This is a genomic window from Streptomyces sp. NPDC014864 (assembly GCF_043081525.1).
Taxonomy (GTDB): Bacteria; Actinomycetota; Actinomycetes; order Streptomycetales; family Streptomycetaceae; genus Streptomyces.
Genome location: NZ_JBIBWT010000009.1, coordinates 126,776 through 141,812, shown reverse-complemented (window position 1 = coordinate 141,812; position 15,037 = coordinate 126,776). Strand labels below are relative to the sequence as shown.

Genomic DNA, 15,037 nt, shown 5'->3' with positions numbered 1-15,037 from the left:
CCCTCCGGCCGTCCGTCGGCCCGGGGCACCCGCCGCCCGTCGCTCACCCGCCCCTGCGTGCCGCGCCCGCCAGGATCCAGCCCTCGACCGCCTCGTACTGCCGGCGCTGTTCCTCGGCCTTCGCGCGGCCCGAGACCAGTGTGCCGAGCCAGCCGAAGAGGAAGCCCAGGGGGATGGAGACCAGGCCGGTCGTGGTGAAGGGGAAGAAGTTGAAGTCGGCGTCGGGGAAGGCCGCCACCGGGGAGCCGGAGACCAGGTTGGTGCCCGGCATCAGCACCAGCACCGCCAGCGAGCCGCCGATGAGCGTGCACAGCAGGCCCGTTCGGGTGTAGCGACGCCAGAAGAGGCTGTATACCAGGGCGGGGGCGATGGCGGAGGCGCCCAGGCAGAAGCTCAGCGTCACCAGCGGCTGCAGGCTGTGGTGCTGGACCAGGACGGCCAGCAGGATCGTGGGGATGCCGACCGCCAGCGCGGAGACGCGGGCCAGGGTCATCTCACGGCGCGCCGACATCTCCCGCACCCGGGCCGCGAACACGTCGTGGGCGAGGGAGTTGGCACAGGCCAGGATCATCCCGGCGACGGAGGCGAGCAGGGTCAGGAACAGCGCCGTCGTGACGGTGGTGAACAGGAAGCTCTCCGCCGCCGACACCTCCGCGCCGAACACCGCCCGGCTGCCCAGCAGGTAGGCGGTGTTGCCCTGCGGGTCGGCCTGCGCGATGGCCCCGCGCCCGATCAGCGCCGTCGCGCCGAACCCGACGACCGTGACCACCAGCACGAACAGTGCCACGCTCGACACCGCCCAGGACATCGACCGGCGTACCTGCCGGGCGCTGGAGGCGGTGTACATGCGCATCGTGATGTGCGGCAGGCAGGCGCCGCCGAGGACGATCGTCAGCTCCGAACTGATCATGTCCAGGCGGGGGTTGGCGCCGCCGGCGAACTCCAGGCCCGAGTGGAGGAAGGCGGGCCCGACCCCGCTGCGCTGCGCCGCCGCGGCGAACAGCGCGCCCGGGTCCCAGTCGAACCGCCCCAGGATCAGTACGGCGACGACCGCGCCGGAGCCGAGCAGCATCACGATCTTCAGGATCTGGATGAGGGCCGTGCCCTTCATTCCGCCGATCGCCGCGTAGCTGATCATGAGCACGCCGAGGCCGATCACGCAGCCCGTCTTCAGCGAGTCGCCGGAGAAGCCGAGGATGAAGGCCAGCAGCTGTCCGGTGCCGGCCAGTTGCACCAGCATCAGCGGCACCAGCGCGGCGATGGTCACCGCGCACGCCGCGATGCGCGCCGACCGCCCCGGCATCCGGCGCGCCAGGACGTCGCCCATGGTGAAACGGCCCGCGTTGCGCAGCGGTTCGGCCAGCAGGAACATCATCAGCATCAGCGACAGGGCCGTGCTGAGCGCCAGCACGATCCCGTCGTAGCCGCACAGGGCGATCACGCCGCCCGTGCCGAGCACGGAGGCCGCGGAGATGTAGTCGCCCGCGATCGCCAGGCCGTTGCGTACGGGGGACAGGGAGCCGTAGCCGGTGTAGAACTCGTCGAGGTCGTCGCGGTCCGGGCCGGTCATCACGCACAGCAGCAGCGTGACCGTGGCGACGGACGTGAACGCGACCAGGGACATCGTCTGGGCCGACCCGCTGAACTGCGTCGTCATCGGGTGGCCTCCCGCTTCGCGTCCAGCTCCGCCTGCTTGCGGATGCGGCTGGCGATCGGGTCGACGTACCGGCGCGCGGTGTGCTCGTAGAGGGCTATCGCCAGCCAGGTGACGGGGAGCTGGAGCAGGGCGAGCAGCAGCCCGAGGGGCAGGCCGTCGGTGACGGTGGTGGTCATGAGCGACGGCGCGAACGCCGAGAAGACCAGGAACAGCGTGAAGTACCCGAGCGCGGTGAGCGTGGCCACCCGGCGCTGCAGGCGGTAGGCGCCGCGCAGGATCCGCAGGTCGCTGTGGTGCCCCAGCGCGGGCCGGGGCGGCTGCCGCCGGTGATCGGGTCCGGGTTCGGACTCGGGCGGCGACGGCTGCCAGGGGTAGGTGGGGCGGCCCGCGTCGGCCGGGTGGGGCGCGTAGGCCTGGTACGGCGGTGAGGCCTCGTGCGAGGGATGAGGACGCGACGGGGACGTGTCGTGCGGCCGGTACGGGTACGACGATGACGCGTCGTGTGGTCGATATGGGTACGGCGGGGACGAGTCGTAGGACATCCCGGTATTCCTTGCGCGGCTCGGGTCCGGTGCGACGGACTGCAGGGAGGGGGGTGAGTGGTGCCCGCACGTTACTCGGCCAACCGGGCGGTCGCGAGCCTTTCGTCAAACTGTCCGGTCGGTATGCGCTTTCTGCACGGCGCCGGGGTCCTGGCTCGGGGGTTACCCGCGTTAAGTCAGTCTTTTGGGCCGTGTGGCAGGGTGCTCCGGGGGCAAACGGCTGACCCCCCGTCGCCGGTGGGCCATCATGGATTCACTCGTGGTGGTGCGGGGGAGCAAGGGGGAGGCCACATGAGTGGGGTGCCGTCACCGGGCCGGGTGTTCATCTCGTACGCGCATGACGACGACGGGCATGTCGACAAGGTCCGGGACCTGTACCGCTTACTGCGTTCCGAGGGGGTCGAAGCGGACCTCGACCTGCCCGCCGGGGAGCGCCGCCAGGACTGGGCGCTGTGGATGCTGCGCGGCATCCGCGACAGCCGGAGGGTGATCGTCGTCGCCTCGCCCGCGTACAAGCGGCGCGCGGAGGGCGACGCCCTTCCCGGCGAGGGTGCGGGAGTGCAGTGGGAGGCCCTGCTGCTGCGGAACCTGGTGTACGCGGACCCGGCCGCCGCGCTCGAGCGGATCGTCCCCGTCGTCCTGCCCGGCGGCTCCGCCTCCGACCTGCCGCTGTGGCTCGGCGGCTCCACCACCACCCACTACCCCGTCCGGGACTTCAGTGTCGACGGAGCCGAGAAGCTGCTGCGGCTGCTGACCGGGCAGCCGTACGAGACGGTTCCCGAGCTGGGGTCGGCGTCCCGGCTGCCCACGCGGGACGAGAACGCACAGGGGGCCCCGCCCGGGCCCGTCACCCCCCTGGCGCCGGTCGCGCAGCCGGTGCCGCCCCCGCAGCCGCCGCCCGCCGCCTTCGTCCTGCCGGAGCAGAAGGACCTGCTCGATGCCCTCCTGGCCTGCCCGGACCTGCACCAGCTCGCCAGGCGCCACGAACTCCTCCTGCTCATGGGTGAGTTACTGGGGCTCGACCGGCCCTTCGACGGGGTGCCCGAGTCCCCGGACGCCCGGACCCATCTACGCGGCCTGTACCGCCGCATCAAGCGGACGACCCTGACGGCCGACGCGGCGCTGAAGGCGATGTACCTCGCGCTGGAGGAGATCGCGCCGGACGACATCGGCACCAAGCGGGTGCGGGACCTCCTGGTCGCCTCCGGGCTTCCCCTCGGGGAGGAGTGAGTGTTCGGTCGGCGCCCGCTGTTCGGCGGCCCCGCCACCCGCGGGGGCCACCGGCGGCAGAGACACACGTGGAAGCTGCACCGGCAGCTCGTGGGGATGCTGCTGAGTGTCCGTGAACTGCACCAGCAGGACACCCGCCACGAACTCCTGGACCTGATGGGCGAACACCTGGACCTCGACGAGCCGTTCTCCGTGCCCGACAACCCCGACGCCCGCAAGCATCTGCGCGCTGTCGTCCGCGCCGCCGCCCAGGAGGACGCCACCCTGGAGGCCTTGCGGGACGCGCTGGAGGACATCGTCCCGGACGACATCGACGCCGCGTGGTTCCGGCTCGCGGTCACGGCGCTGACCGCGACCGAAGGCCCGCTGGCCGCCAGGTTCATACTCGGCCTGATCAGCGAATTCCGTTCGTTGCCGCGGGACTTCGGAAGGGCCGCGACATCCCGCTACCGGACCGAGCGCCGCGCCGCGGGACACCCGGTCGACGGCCGCACGCTGCCGCTGGTGCTGCTCCACCTCTACGACGCATGGGCGCCCTCCCCCGACGCCCGGCGCCGGGAGCTGGTCGGCTTTCTGCGGCGGCTGGACGCCGAGCCCGGCCGCAGCCCCCGCCTCGCCCATCTCCTCGCCCGGATCCCGGGCGAGGAGACCAAGGCACTCGCCCCGGCGGCCGCCGGGGCGTCCGCGTGCGCCGGGGGACAGGCGGGCACCGGTCGCCGGGTCATCATCCAGATACGGGTCGAGGAGGAGGACGCCCCCAGCGACCTGCCGTACACCCAGCGCCGCTACTCGCTGCGCGGTCTCCACTACGAGGGCACGGGAAACGCCCGGCCGGAGTTCCACTGCGCGTGGGACTGGCCCGGCCCGCTCACCGGGGAGGAACTGGCGCGCTGCGGGGACGGCTTCCTGGCCGACTGGAGCGCGCACGAGGCCGTCGAATGGGGGCCTGACAAGCGGGTGGAGTTCCTGCTGCCGGACTCGCTGCTCGGCTATCCGGCCGAGGCCTGGCCCAGCGGATCGGCCGGCCGGCCGCTCAGCCGCAGCTGCCAGGTCGTCGTACGGTCCCTGCGGCGCTACAAGGACGACTCGCTGCACCAGGAGTGGGGCCGGCGCTGGCGGATGCTCGACGCCGACCGGCCGCCCGGTGACGCGCTCAAGCGCATTGGCTGGATGAGCACCGACGGCGGGGGCGCGGCGGCGCAGGACGCGAAGGTCCCGCCGGAGGGCTTCGACTGGCCCGACAGCGCCTACGCGCCCCTGCGGCTGACCGACCTCGCCGACGTGCAGCGGTGGCTGGAGGGACACACCGACCTGGCCTGTCTGGGCCTCGGCAGTCCCTACGACTATCACGACCCCCTCATCCGGGAGGCAGTGCTCGACGCCCTGCTGGAGGACGGGATCCCCGTGATGGTCTGGCGCCGCGACGCCGGCGACCCCGCCCATCTGGTGGACGCCCTGCGCGCGGACGGGCCGCCCGCCCTGCTGGCCGAACTGCCGGACAGCGTCCTCAAGGCGCGCAAGCGCGAACGGAACAACCCGCTCAGCGTCGGCAAGCAGATCACCCTGCTGTGGGACGACCCCACATGTGTCTTCCGCGGACAGGACGGCCGAATGTCCGGCACCCAAGGGGCCGGTTAAGGAGCAGCATGACGCAGAAGCAGGACTGGTGGGTCTACGAGGGCAGCGGTAGGCCGCACGACGGCATCCGCCGGCTGCCCCCGGCACCCCCGTGGCGGGCCTTCCGGCACGGGGCGGCCGAGGACGCACCCCCACGGCGGCTCCCCCCGCCGTCGGCGGCCGGCGACGACGCCGTCCAGCGCCACCTCGGGCGAGCCGGACAGGGAGCCGCCTACCGGGCCGGTGACCGCGAGATCCACCTCGTCAACCTCGCCCTGCACCTGCGCCGCCCGCTGCTGCTGACCGGCAAGCCCGGCACCGGCAAGTCCACCCTCGCCTACGCCGTCGCGCACGAACTGGGGCTGGGGCCGGTGCTGCGCTGGGCGATCACCAGCCGCTCCACCCTCAAGGACGGGCTCTACGAGTACGACGCCGTGGGCCGCCTCTACGACGCCGGGCTGCGCAACGCGGGCGCCCTGGCGACCGGTACCGGAGCGACGCCCGAACCGCCCGACATCGGCAAGTACCTGTGGCTCGGGCCGCTCGGCACGGCCCTGCTGCCCTGGCAGCGGCCCCGGGTCCTGCTCATCGACGAGATCGACAAGTCCGACATGGACTTCCCCAACGACCTGCTGAACGTCTTCGAGGAGGGCGAGTTCGTCATCCCCGAACTGGCCCGGCTCGGCCGCAGGCCGCAGCGGGTGATGACCGCCGACCGGCGGGAGGTGGAGGTCAGCGGGGGCGCGGTGGCCTGCACGGAGTTCCCCTTCGTGGTGCTGACCAGCAACGAGGAGCGGGAGTTCCCGATGGCGTTCCTGCGCCGCTGCGTCCGGCTCGAGATCGGGGCCGCGGACCGGGACCGGCTCACCGGCATGGTCGCGGCGCACCTCGGTCCGCCCGCTCCCGGCGGCAACGGCTCCGCCGAGGTGCGGGCCGAGATCATCGACCAGTTCCTTTCCCGGCAGCGCGAGTTGGGCGCGCTCGCCAACGACCAGCTCCTCAACGCGCTGCTCATGGCGGACCGCGGGCTGTGGGACAACGAGACCGGGCGGGCCCTGCTCGGCGACGACCTGCTGCGGCCGCTGGACCGGGGCTGAACGTGCCGTGACGGGGGTGTCGAGGTTCAGGTCGAGCGCCGCGCCCGGCGGCGGACGGCCCGGGGCGCGGGCCGGGAAGGGCATCCGGCCGGACGGCGGGGACACACCCGGCGACGAGCAGGCCGGGCCGGGCGGTGAGCGGGCGGCGGCGCCCGACGCCGTCCTGCGCGCGGAACTCGCCCGGCTCCTCGCCGCCGAGCGCGCGCCGGAAGCGAGGGACGCCCTCGACGTGCTGTGGATCGCCCGGCTCAGCGGCCTCGATCCGGTCGACTGGTCACACCTCGGCCCAAGCATCGACACCTCGGCCCCCTCCCCGCCCGCCGACCCGCTGCCCCCGTCCCCGCCGGACGACCGGCCCGCCCCCCACCCCCGGCCCGAAGAGCCGACGGCCCAGCTCCACCTGCCCGGCGGCACCGGCGGTACCGCCCCGGCCCGTCCGGGCGGCGCCCACGCCATCCGCGTCGCCCAGCCGCCGGCCCTCTCCGACCCCCTCTCCCTGACCCGGGCGCTGCGCCCCCTGCGCCGTTGGGTGCCCTCCGCCCACGCCCGCGTCCTGGACGTCGAGGCCACGGCGGCGGCCTCCGGGGAGACCGGCCTGCTGCTGCCCGTTCTGCGCCCCGCCATCGAACGCCGTTTCTCCGTCGATCTGCTGATCGACACCGGCGCCACCATGACCGTCTGGCACCGCCTCGCCGGCGAACTGCGCACCCTGCTCGCCCGGCACGGCGCCTTCGCCGACGTCCGCGCCTGGGCCCTGCACACCGACGGCCCCGAGCCGACGCTGGCACCGTTCAGGTCCGGCACCCGCGCCGCCTCGCCCACCCGCCGCTGGCGCGAGGCCCTCGCCGATCCCGCGGGCCGCCGCGCCGTCCTGGTCCTCACCGACGCCGTCGGGCCCGCCTGGTACGGCACCGAACTGCCCGCCACCCTGGCCGACTGGTCGCGCCGCCGCCCCGTCGCCGCGCTCCAGGTGCTGCCCAGCCGCCTGTGGCACCGCACCGCCCTGGGCACGTCCCCCGTCCGGGCCCGGGGCACGGAAGCGGCCTCCGCCACGATCGAGGTCCGCTCCTCGGGCCCGCTGCCCGGCATCGCCCGGGGCCGTGCGGGCGCCGCCGACCGGGAGCGCATCCGCTGGCTGCCGGTGATGGAGGCCGACGACGCCTGGCTCGCCCCGTGGGCACGGCTGGTCTCCGGCCGCACGACGGACTGGGTCCCGCTGCACGCCGCCCCGCTCACCGTCGTCGAACGGCCCCGCCCCCTCACCGCGTCCGAGGAACCGGCCACCCCGGCAGCCTGGGTCGAGCACTTCGAGGAGGGCTACTCACCGGAGGCCTTCCGCCTGCTGCGCCTGCTGGCCGCCGCCCCGCTGAGCCTGCCGGTGATGCGGCTCGTCCAGCGCGCCATGCTCCCGTCGTCCACGCCCATGCACCTCGCCGAGATCTTCCTCTCCGGCCTCCTCGTCCGCCGCACCCCGCCGGGACCCGGTGAGGACCCCGACCGCGTGCTCTACGACTTCCGGCCCGGCGTCCGGGACGCGCTGCTCGGCCGCCTCACCCGCACGGAGTCGCTGCGCGTGCTGCGCCGGGTCCTCGACGGCGTCAGCGAGCGCGTGGCGGCGACGCTGGGCGGAGTGACCGACTTCGGTGCGCTGGTGGCGGCGGTGGGGGCGGAGGGCGACGGCGCCCTGGACGGCCTCGAACTTCCTGAGGAGAGCCGGGCGTTCGCCGAGGTCGCGGTGGCGGTGATCGGCGGGGTCGGCGGGGACTACAAGGAGGTGGCGGCGCGGCTGGGGGTGCGGGGGAGCGGGACGGGGGCGCGGGGGGCGCCTGCGGATCCGGAGCCGGAGCCGGAACCGGATCCGGAGGTGGTCGAGGGACGGAGGTCGCGGTGGTTGCCTTGGCGGCGTGATCGGCGGCGTCAGGTGACTGCCGACGGCGACTCGATCGGTGTCTCGGCCGCCGGCAGTGTCCACGTGGCCGGCTGCCCGACGAACCTGCCCGACCTGCCGGCTCTGCGCACCCACATCCGCAGTGATGAAGTCGGTCTCGTTGTGGGGTGGCTGCTCGCGATCAGCCGTCGGGCTGTGGGCAGAGGCTACCCGCTTCAACGCCCGACGACGTGGGTGATCGAGGGTGGCCAAGGCGTCGGCAAGACCACGCTGGCCGTTGACTGCGCACATCGAGTGATCGATGACTTCACCTTGGTCCGGTGGATCCGGGCCCACAGTTTCGATGTCCTGCTGGAGGATCTGAACGCCCTTGCCGACGATCTCGGCATCCCCCCAGCCGACCCCGAGGCCGGTCCACTGCGACGCCTGGCGGAGCTCCGGGCGCATCTGAGAAGCCATCCCGGCTGGCTCCTGATCTACGACGGCGTCACCCCGCAGACCATCCGATCAGGCGGCCCGGCGTATAAGGAGACCTGGGCTCTGAGCCAGCCGCCACAGGGGTACGGCGCGTTGCTGGTGACCCTGTCGGAGGGAGCGCGGTGGCCGGACCCGATGAGTGGGAGCCTGAAGCTGGCGGATTTGAACCGAGACAAGGCGATCTCCTACCTCGCGAAATCCCTTGAGTCTCAGCATGGGGAGTTGTGGCACAACCTCGCCGAACTGGGGGACATCGTCGATGTCGAGGGAGGGAACCCGCGGCGACTGTTGCAGATCGGGGCGATGCTCACGGCCGCGCGCCGACCGGTCGGCCACTATGTCCATGAAGTGCTCGCGCGCCGCGTGGGGGACAAGTTCCTGCGCTCACTCGTCTGGATCAGCAGGGACGGGGAGTTCCTCGTCACCGGGATCGCCGTGCGGCCCGACGTAGTACTCGCGGCCCGGCGCGATCCCCTCGTGGGCGGCCATGTGCGCGTCCATCGTCAGGATGGCGCGGACTTCGCCGCCGTCACGGGACGGGTCGGAAGCGCGGGTCCAAGCCTGATGCGGCTGGATCTCGTGGAAGGCGCACTCCCTGCCGTGCCACCCGCTCGCCCTGACAGCAGCCCGGTCGTCGCCGCGTGGTACGAGCTGCACGCGCGCACGGGAGCGCCGGTGCTCACCCTGCGTCCTGCGTCGTCCAAGCCGCACCCTCCTCCGGGCGCGGTGCTGATCGACGCGGACGGCAGACTGTGTTCCGTCGTCGGGTGGTCGGCAGAGGGCCCGGTGAGGGTGGACGCCCACCCTATGTTCATCGATCACGATGAGTCGCAGATCACTGCCCGCGATCGGGACAACCGTCGGCTGCTGGTGTGGCCGGAACCGAAAGCGGTCATGCGGGAGGCGCTGATACGGCACCGCTACCAGCCCGTCGTCGTGCACTCGCGAGAGGAGGTCGAGGCGCAGCTCGCCGCGCACCCGGCCGCACTGTTCGTCGACCCGATGACCGGGTCGATCACGCGCACCGCGCTGCAGTCGCTGCGGCAGGCCGCGGTCGCGGCCGGGGTGCCGATGCTGGTGACCGCGGGGCTCGGGCAGACCTCACGCGAGGCGGCCTATGATGCCGACCCCGCTGTATGGCTGAAGGCGCTTGCGCCGCGCGACGGCGAGCAGCACCGACAGCGTGTGCTGCTGATCGAGGAGCGGGCGGGGATCGCGCAGGCGCTGGCCACGGCGCTGGAACTGCGGGGGATCAGGGTGATGCGGGCGACCGCCGCGAACGCGATGATCCTGGCGAGCGAGTTGCGGCCGAACCTGGTCCTGATGGGCCTGATGCAGGTGCACCAGGAGCGCTACAGGATCGTGCACTGGCTGCGCGAGTACGGGCTGCTCGACCGCACCCCGATCGTCGCCTACACGACCGCCGTCGAGCAGACGGACCTGGCACGGCTGGCCTCCGGCGAGACGGTGCTGTACGTCGCGGAGCGGGCCAACAGCCGCGAGGTGCGGGACCGGATCGTCGAGTTGCTGGCCCGGATCGGCTTCGACTAGCGGGCGACCCAGGTGGCGAACGCCGTCCAGGACGGCGCCGAGAAGACGATCGCCGGGCCGGTGGGGTTCTTGCTGTCGCGGACGGGGACGTGGGCGGGGCGGGAGGCGTCGTTCACTTCGAGGCAGTTGCCGCCGCTCTCGCCGCTGTACGTCGACTTGCGCCAAGCCGTCACTTCGAGGCAGTTGCCGCCGCTCTCGTCGCTGTAGCTCGACTTGTGCCACCCGGTCAGGACCGAGGCGTCAGGGATGCTGCTCTCGCTGCGCTTCATGCTGATAATCCTCCGCGACCGACCTGAGCATTGCCAGGGACTTACGGTGCGACAAGGCATCGCCCAGCGCCTGATCGTAGACATCGTCGAGTTGGCACACCATCGCCGGAACCTCCCAGATACGGCCGGACTTCAGCCCCTCCACGTAGGCGACGGGGGGTAGCTCGTCAAAGCGCATGATCTTGACCGGGTGGATGGCCGGAACCGAGGACTTCGCGGGCGTAGTCCGGAGTCTGGAGGAACCCGGGTACCAGCGGGTTGGCGTACTCCTTGATGACGACGGCCTGTTGCTCCAGCTCCGCGGCCTCAGCGAAATGCTCCGCCACCGCCCGCCCGTCCAGCGCCGGCAGAAACCGTTCGAAGAAGCCCCCCGCTTCCAGCACCTGGTCCAGGCGCCGCGCGTCCTCCACGTCCGGTCGGCGCCGTCCCGCCTCGATGTGGGCGATGTGGGTGCGGGACATGACCGCACGCTGGCTCAGCTCCTCCTGGGTGAGGTCTGCCGCCTCCCGGCGCCGCTTCAGCTCCTGTCCGTACTGCTCCCGCGAGCGCGGATTGTCCTCGATGGCCACGTGGAACTCCCTCTGGTGCCAACCGCGTTGTCACGCTCAGCCACCTTCCGAGACTACCCGCCGTCACGTCACCGTGTGTTCGTATCGGCACGGAAAGTGAAAGGCGGAGGCAGTGGACGACGTCGTGCACGACGAGGAGGACGGGCTCGTCGGGGCCCACATCACGCTGCGTGTCTCGCGGGACGGCGGGCGGACCTGGGGGCCGACCACGGTCTACCGCCCGTCGCGCGAGAGCGCGCCGCTGGAGTCGGCGGGGCGATTCCCGCCCTGTGAGTGCCCCCGGTGCGAGGGCCGCGGGCGGAGTTGACCGCCGGACGGTGAGGGGGGACCCGCCGGGCGGTGAGGGGGGTGGGGCCCGTCCGGCGGCTTCCCGCTTGCCCCTGACGCGGCGGGAGGGTGGAGGCTGCGTGGGCCGGAGGGTGGAGGCGACCCTGAGAGGGCCTCCACCCGTCGGTGGACGGCCCCTAGGGGTACCTCTGTACCTGAGGTCGGGGAGGGTTCGTACCGGCGGAGGAGGAGAAGACCGGGGCCTCCTCCTTAACCTGGCTTTACGCCGCTGGGGGGCGGCGCACCGCACCGGCGACGGTGGGGTTTTCCCCCGGGGAAGAGGGTGCTGAGCACCAGCGCGCCAGGAAGGCACCCCGGCCAGACTCACCGGCGTACCACTTCGTAGGGCTCGTGGGCTCGTGGGCTCGTGCGACTCAACCGTCGACCGACATAGGAGACATACCGTGACTTCGGCTGTGACCATTCCCAGGCACGGGGGTACTGGAGGGCCTACGGCCGTCGCCGCGCGGGCGCGGCAGGTCGTGAAGGCGTACGGGACCGGGGAGACCCGTGTCGTCGCCCTCGACCACGTCGACGTGGACATCGCCCGCGGCCGGTTCACCGCGATCATGGGCCCCTCGGGGTCCGGCAAGTCCACCCTGATGCACTGCCTCGCCGGGCTCGACACCGTGACGAGCGGGCAGATCTACCTGGACGAGACCGAGATAACGGGCCTGAAGGACAAGAAGCTCACGCGGCTACGCCGGGACCGGATCGGGTTCATCTTCCAGGCGTTCAACCTGCTGCCGACGCTGAACGCGATCGAGAACATCACCCTGCCCATGGACATCGCCGGGCGGAAGCCGGACAAGGCGTGGCTGGAGCGGGTGGTGGAGACCGTGGGGCTCGCCGAGCGGCTCGGGCACCGGCCCAGCCAGCTCTCCGGCGGCCAGCAGCAGCGGGTCGCCGTGGCCCGGGCGCTCGCCGCCCGCCCCGAGATCATCTTCGGTGACGAGCCGACCGGGAACCTCGACTCGCGGGCCGGCGCCGAGGTGCTGGGCTTCCTGCGCCGGTCGGTGGACGAGCTCGGGCAGACCATCGTGATGGTCACCCATGACCCGGTGGCCGCCTCCTACGCCGACCGCGTGCTGTATCTCGCCGACGGCCGGATCGTCGACGAGATGCACCAGCCGACGGCCGACCAGGTGCTGGACCGCATGAAGGACTTCGACGCCCGCGGGCGGACGTCATGACCGTCCTGAAGACCTCCCTGCGCAACTTCTTCGCGCACAAGGGGCGCATGGCGCTGTCCGCGGTCGCGGTGCTGCTGTCGGTGGCGTTCGTGTGCGGCACGCTGGTGTTCACCGACACCATGAATACGACGTTCGACAAGCTGTTCGCGGTGACCGCGGCCGACGTGACCGTCTCGCCGAAGGGCGCGAGGAACGACCAGACCCCGCAGAGCGGCGTGCCCGAGTCGCTCCCGGCCTCGCTGGTGCCGAAGGCGCGCGAGGCCGAGGGCGTGAAGTCGGTCGAGGGCGGCGTGGTGTCGGCGAACGTGACCGTCGTGAACGCCGACAACGAGAACATGGGCTCCTCGACCGGCGCCCCGACGATCGCCGGCAACTGGAACGGCAACGAGCTGCGCTCGATGGAGATCACCTCCGGGCACGCCCCGCGCGGGCCGACCGAGACGATGGTCGACGCCGACACCGCCGACAAGCACCACCTCAAGCTCGGCGACGAGCTGCGCACCATCGCGCAGACCGGCGACTTCAAGGCGCGGATCGTCGGCATCGCCACCTTCAAGGTGACCAACCCCGGCGCCGCCATCGTCTACTTCGACACCGCCACCGCCCAGCGCGAACTGCTCGGCGCCACCGGCCGGTTCACCCACCTCAACATCACCGCCGCATCCGGCGTCCCCGACGGGACGCTGAAGCGGAACGTCGCGCGCACCCTGGCCGGGACCGGCTCCGGACCGTACAAGATCCAGACCGCCAAGGAGAACGCGGACGAGAACCGCGAGAGCGTCGGCGCGTTCATGAACGTCATCAAGTACGCCATGCTCGGCTTCGCCGGGATCGCGTTCCTGGTCGGCATCTTCCTGATCATCAACACCTTCTCGATGCTGGTCGCCCAGCGCACCCGGGAGATCGGCCTGATGCGGGCGATCGGCTCCTCGCGCCGGCAGGTCAACCGCTCGGTGCTGGTGGAGGCGCTGCTGCTCGGTGTCATCGGCTCGATCCTGGGCGTCGGCGCGGGCGTCGGCATCGCGGTCGGCCTGATGAAGCTCATGTCGGCGATGGGCATGGAGCTGTCCACGCGGGACCTGACGGTCAAGGCGACCACGCCGGTGGCGGGACTGCTGCTCGGTGTGGTGGTCACCGTGCTCGCCGCCTACCTTCCGGCGCGCCGGGCCGGCAAGGTCTCCCCGATGGCCGCGCTGCGCGACGCGGGCACTCCGGCCGACGGCCGGGCGGGCCTGGTGCGGGGCGTGATCGGCCTGGTCCTCACCGGCGCCGGTGTCGCGGCCCTGTTCGCGGCTGCCGGGGCGAAGAAGGCGAGCGAGGGCTCGCTCGTCCTGGGGCTCGGCGTGGTGCTGACCCTGATCGGCTTCGTCGTCGTCGGGCCGCTGCTGGCCGGCGGGCTGGTGCGGGTGATCAGCGCGGTGCTGCTGCGGGTGTTCGGGCCGGTCGGCCGCATGGCCGAGCGCAACGCCCTGCGCAACCCGCGCCGCACCGGCGCCACCGGGGCCGCGCTGATGATCGGCCTCGCGCTGGTCGCGTGCCTGTCGGTGGTCGGCTCCTCGATGGTCGCCTCGGCCACGGACGAGCTGGACCGGTCGGTCGGCGCGGACTTCATCGTCCGGGGGCAGCAGCAGCGGATCGTGCCGCAGGCGGAGAAGGCCATGCAAGACACGCCCGGCCTCGCCCACGTCACCCGCTACAAGACCATCGACGCCACGCTGACCTCGCCCGACGGCCGGGTCGACGACCACGGGGTGACGGCCGCGGACCCGTCGTACGCCGAGGACCTGCTCCGCACCACCACCGCCGGCTCCCTGGCGGCCGCCTACGGCGACGACGCCATGTCGGTCGGCTCCGACTACGCCAAGAAGCACGGCGTGCACGTCGGCGACACCCTCACCGTCGCCTTCAAGGGCGGCCGCACGGCCAAGCTGAAGGTCGCGGCCGTCACCAGCGACGACGCCGCCATCGACAAGGGCGCGCGCTACCTGAGCATCGCGACCATGCAGAAGTACGTCCCCAAGGACAGGATCCCGCCGAACCAGATCATGTTCGCCAAGGCCCGGGACGGCCGGGAGAAGCAGGCGTACGCGGCGCTGAAGAGCGCGATGAAGCCGTACCCGCAGTACCAGGTGCGGGACCAGACCGACTACAAGCAGGAGCTGAAGGACCAGGTCGGCCAGCTCCTGAACATGGTCTACGGCCTGCTCGCCCTGGCGATCGTCGTCGCGGTCCTCGGCGTGGTGAACACCCTGGCCCTGTCGGTGGTCGAGCGGACCCGGGAGATCGGCCTGCTGCGGGCGATCGGCCTGTCGCGCCGGCAGCTGCGGCGGATGATCCGCCTGGAGTCGGTGGTGATCGCCCTGTTCGGCGCGCTGCTGGGCCTCGGGCTGGGCATGGGCTGGGGGGCGACCGCGCAGAAGCTGCTCGCGCTGGAGGGCCTGAAGGTGCTGGACATCCCCTGGCCGACGATCACCGGGGTGTTCGCCGGCTCGGCCCTCGTGGGCCTGCTCGCCGCTCTGATCCCGGCCTTCCGGGCGGGCCGGATGAACGTCCTGAACGCGATCGCGACCGAGTAGCCGCACGGCCGCACCGCACGCCGAGTACCACCGCACACGGGGGT

Annotated in this window: 11 protein-coding genes; 6 read left to right on the top strand and 5 right to left on the bottom strand. The window is 72.3% G+C overall.

Annotation, left to right across the window (positions count from 1 at the left end; translation table 11 throughout):
- Positions 1–43 precede the first annotated feature (43 nt).
- On the bottom strand, positions 44–1,657 hold the full coding sequence (locus tag ACF1A5_RS18585) for a cation acetate symporter (RefSeq protein ID WP_392193928.1): 1,614 nt from the start codon (positions 1,655–1,657) through the stop codon (positions 44–46).
- The gene (locus ACF1A5_RS18580) at positions 1,654–2,199 is read right to left on the bottom strand and encodes a DUF485 domain-containing protein (protein WP_392193927.1); all 546 of its coding nucleotides are present in this window, start codon (positions 2,197–2,199) and stop codon (positions 1,654–1,656) included. The genes ACF1A5_RS18585 and ACF1A5_RS18580 overlap by 4 nt, the downstream gene beginning before the upstream one ends.
- Before the next feature lie 291 nt (positions 2,200–2,490).
- Between ACF1A5_RS18580 and ACF1A5_RS18575 the strand changes: the two genes are divergently transcribed.
- Genes ACF1A5_RS18575 through ACF1A5_RS18560 form a run of 4 tightly spaced genes read left to right on the top strand, consistent with a single transcriptional unit; the run spans position 2,491 to position 10,059 of the window.
- On the top strand, positions 2,491–3,429 hold the full coding sequence (locus tag ACF1A5_RS18575; protein WP_392193926.1) for a toll/interleukin-1 receptor domain-containing protein: 939 nt from the start codon (positions 2,491–2,493) through the stop codon (positions 3,427–3,429).
- The gene (locus ACF1A5_RS18570; RefSeq protein ID WP_392193925.1) at positions 3,430–5,067 is read left to right on the top strand and encodes a hypothetical protein; all 1,638 of its coding nucleotides are present in this window, start codon (positions 3,430–3,432) and stop codon (positions 5,065–5,067) included.
- Between the two features lie 8 nt (positions 5,068–5,075).
- Positions 5,076–6,143: an AAA family ATPase gene (locus tag ACF1A5_RS18565; protein WP_392193924.1), complete on the top strand. Its 1,068-nt coding sequence runs from the start codon at positions 5,076–5,078 to the stop codon at positions 6,141–6,143.
- A gap of 16 nt (positions 6,144–6,159) precedes the next feature.
- A complete protein-coding gene (locus ACF1A5_RS18560) occupies positions 6,160–10,059 on the top strand; it encodes an SAV_2336 N-terminal domain-related protein (RefSeq protein WP_392193923.1) in 3,900 nt (1,299 codons plus the stop codon).
- Here the strand turns inward: ACF1A5_RS18560 and ACF1A5_RS18555 are convergent.
- Genes ACF1A5_RS18555 through ACF1A5_RS18545 form a run of 3 tightly spaced genes read right to left on the bottom strand, consistent with a single transcriptional unit; the run spans position 10,056 to position 10,897 of the window.
- Positions 10,056–10,328: a DUF397 domain-containing protein gene (locus ACF1A5_RS18555; protein ID WP_392193922.1), complete on the bottom strand. Its 273-nt coding sequence runs from the start codon at positions 10,326–10,328 to the stop codon at positions 10,056–10,058. The genes ACF1A5_RS18560 and ACF1A5_RS18555 overlap by 4 nt on opposite strands.
- Complete coding sequence (locus ACF1A5_RS18550) at positions 10,300–10,506, bottom strand: Scr1 family TA system antitoxin-like transcriptional regulator (protein WP_392193921.1); 207 nt, start codon at positions 10,504–10,506, stop codon at positions 10,300–10,302. Before ACF1A5_RS18550 ends, ACF1A5_RS18555 begins: the two co-directional genes overlap by 29 nt.
- Positions 10,496–10,897, bottom strand: a complete 402-nt coding sequence (locus ACF1A5_RS18545; RefSeq protein WP_392193920.1) for a Scr1 family TA system antitoxin-like transcriptional regulator — start codon at positions 10,895–10,897, stop codon at positions 10,496–10,498. Before ACF1A5_RS18545 ends, ACF1A5_RS18550 begins: the two co-directional genes overlap by 11 nt.
- A gap of 731 nt (positions 10,898–11,628) precedes the next feature.
- Here ACF1A5_RS18545 and ACF1A5_RS18540 point away from each other — a divergent pair.
- Both ACF1A5_RS18540 and ACF1A5_RS18535 read left to right on the top strand, forming a co-directional pair.
- Positions 11,629–12,417: an ABC transporter ATP-binding protein gene (locus ACF1A5_RS18540; RefSeq protein WP_392193919.1), complete on the top strand. Its 789-nt coding sequence runs from the start codon at positions 11,629–11,631 to the stop codon at positions 12,415–12,417.
- Positions 12,414–14,993 carry an ABC transporter permease gene (locus tag ACF1A5_RS18535; RefSeq protein ID WP_392193918.1) on the top strand — a complete coding sequence of 860 codons (2,580 nt, stop codon included), beginning with the start codon at positions 12,414–12,416 and terminating at the stop codon, positions 14,991–14,993. The genes ACF1A5_RS18540 and ACF1A5_RS18535 overlap by 4 nt, the downstream gene beginning before the upstream one ends.
- The last annotated feature ends 44 nt before the right edge of the window (positions 14,994–15,037 follow it).

Coding starts and splice junctions, on each gene's coding strand:
- ACF1A5_RS18550 (WP_392193921.1), bottom strand. CDS start 10,506: ATGCGCTTTGACGAGCTACCCCCCGTCGCCTACGTGGAGGGGCTGAAG.
- ACF1A5_RS18555 (WP_392193922.1), bottom strand. CDS start 10,328: ATGAAGCGCAGCGAGAGCAGCATCCCTGACGCCTCGGTCCTGACCGGG.
- ACF1A5_RS18565 (WP_392193924.1), top strand. CDS start 5,076: ATGACGCAGAAGCAGGACTGGTGGGTCTACGAGGGCAGCGGTAGGCCG.
- ACF1A5_RS18575 (WP_392193926.1), top strand. CDS start 2,491: ATGAGTGGGGTGCCGTCACCGGGCCGGGTGTTCATCTCGTACGCGCAT.
- ACF1A5_RS18580 (WP_392193927.1), bottom strand. CDS start 2,199: ATGTCCTACGACTCGTCCCCGCCGTACCCATATCGACCACACGACGCG.
- ACF1A5_RS18585 (WP_392193928.1), bottom strand. CDS start 1,657: ATGACGACGCAGTTCAGCGGGTCGGCCCAGACGATGTCCCTGGTCGCG.
- ACF1A5_RS18535 (WP_392193918.1), top strand. CDS start 12,414: ATGACCGTCCTGAAGACCTCCCTGCGCAACTTCTTCGCGCACAAGGGG.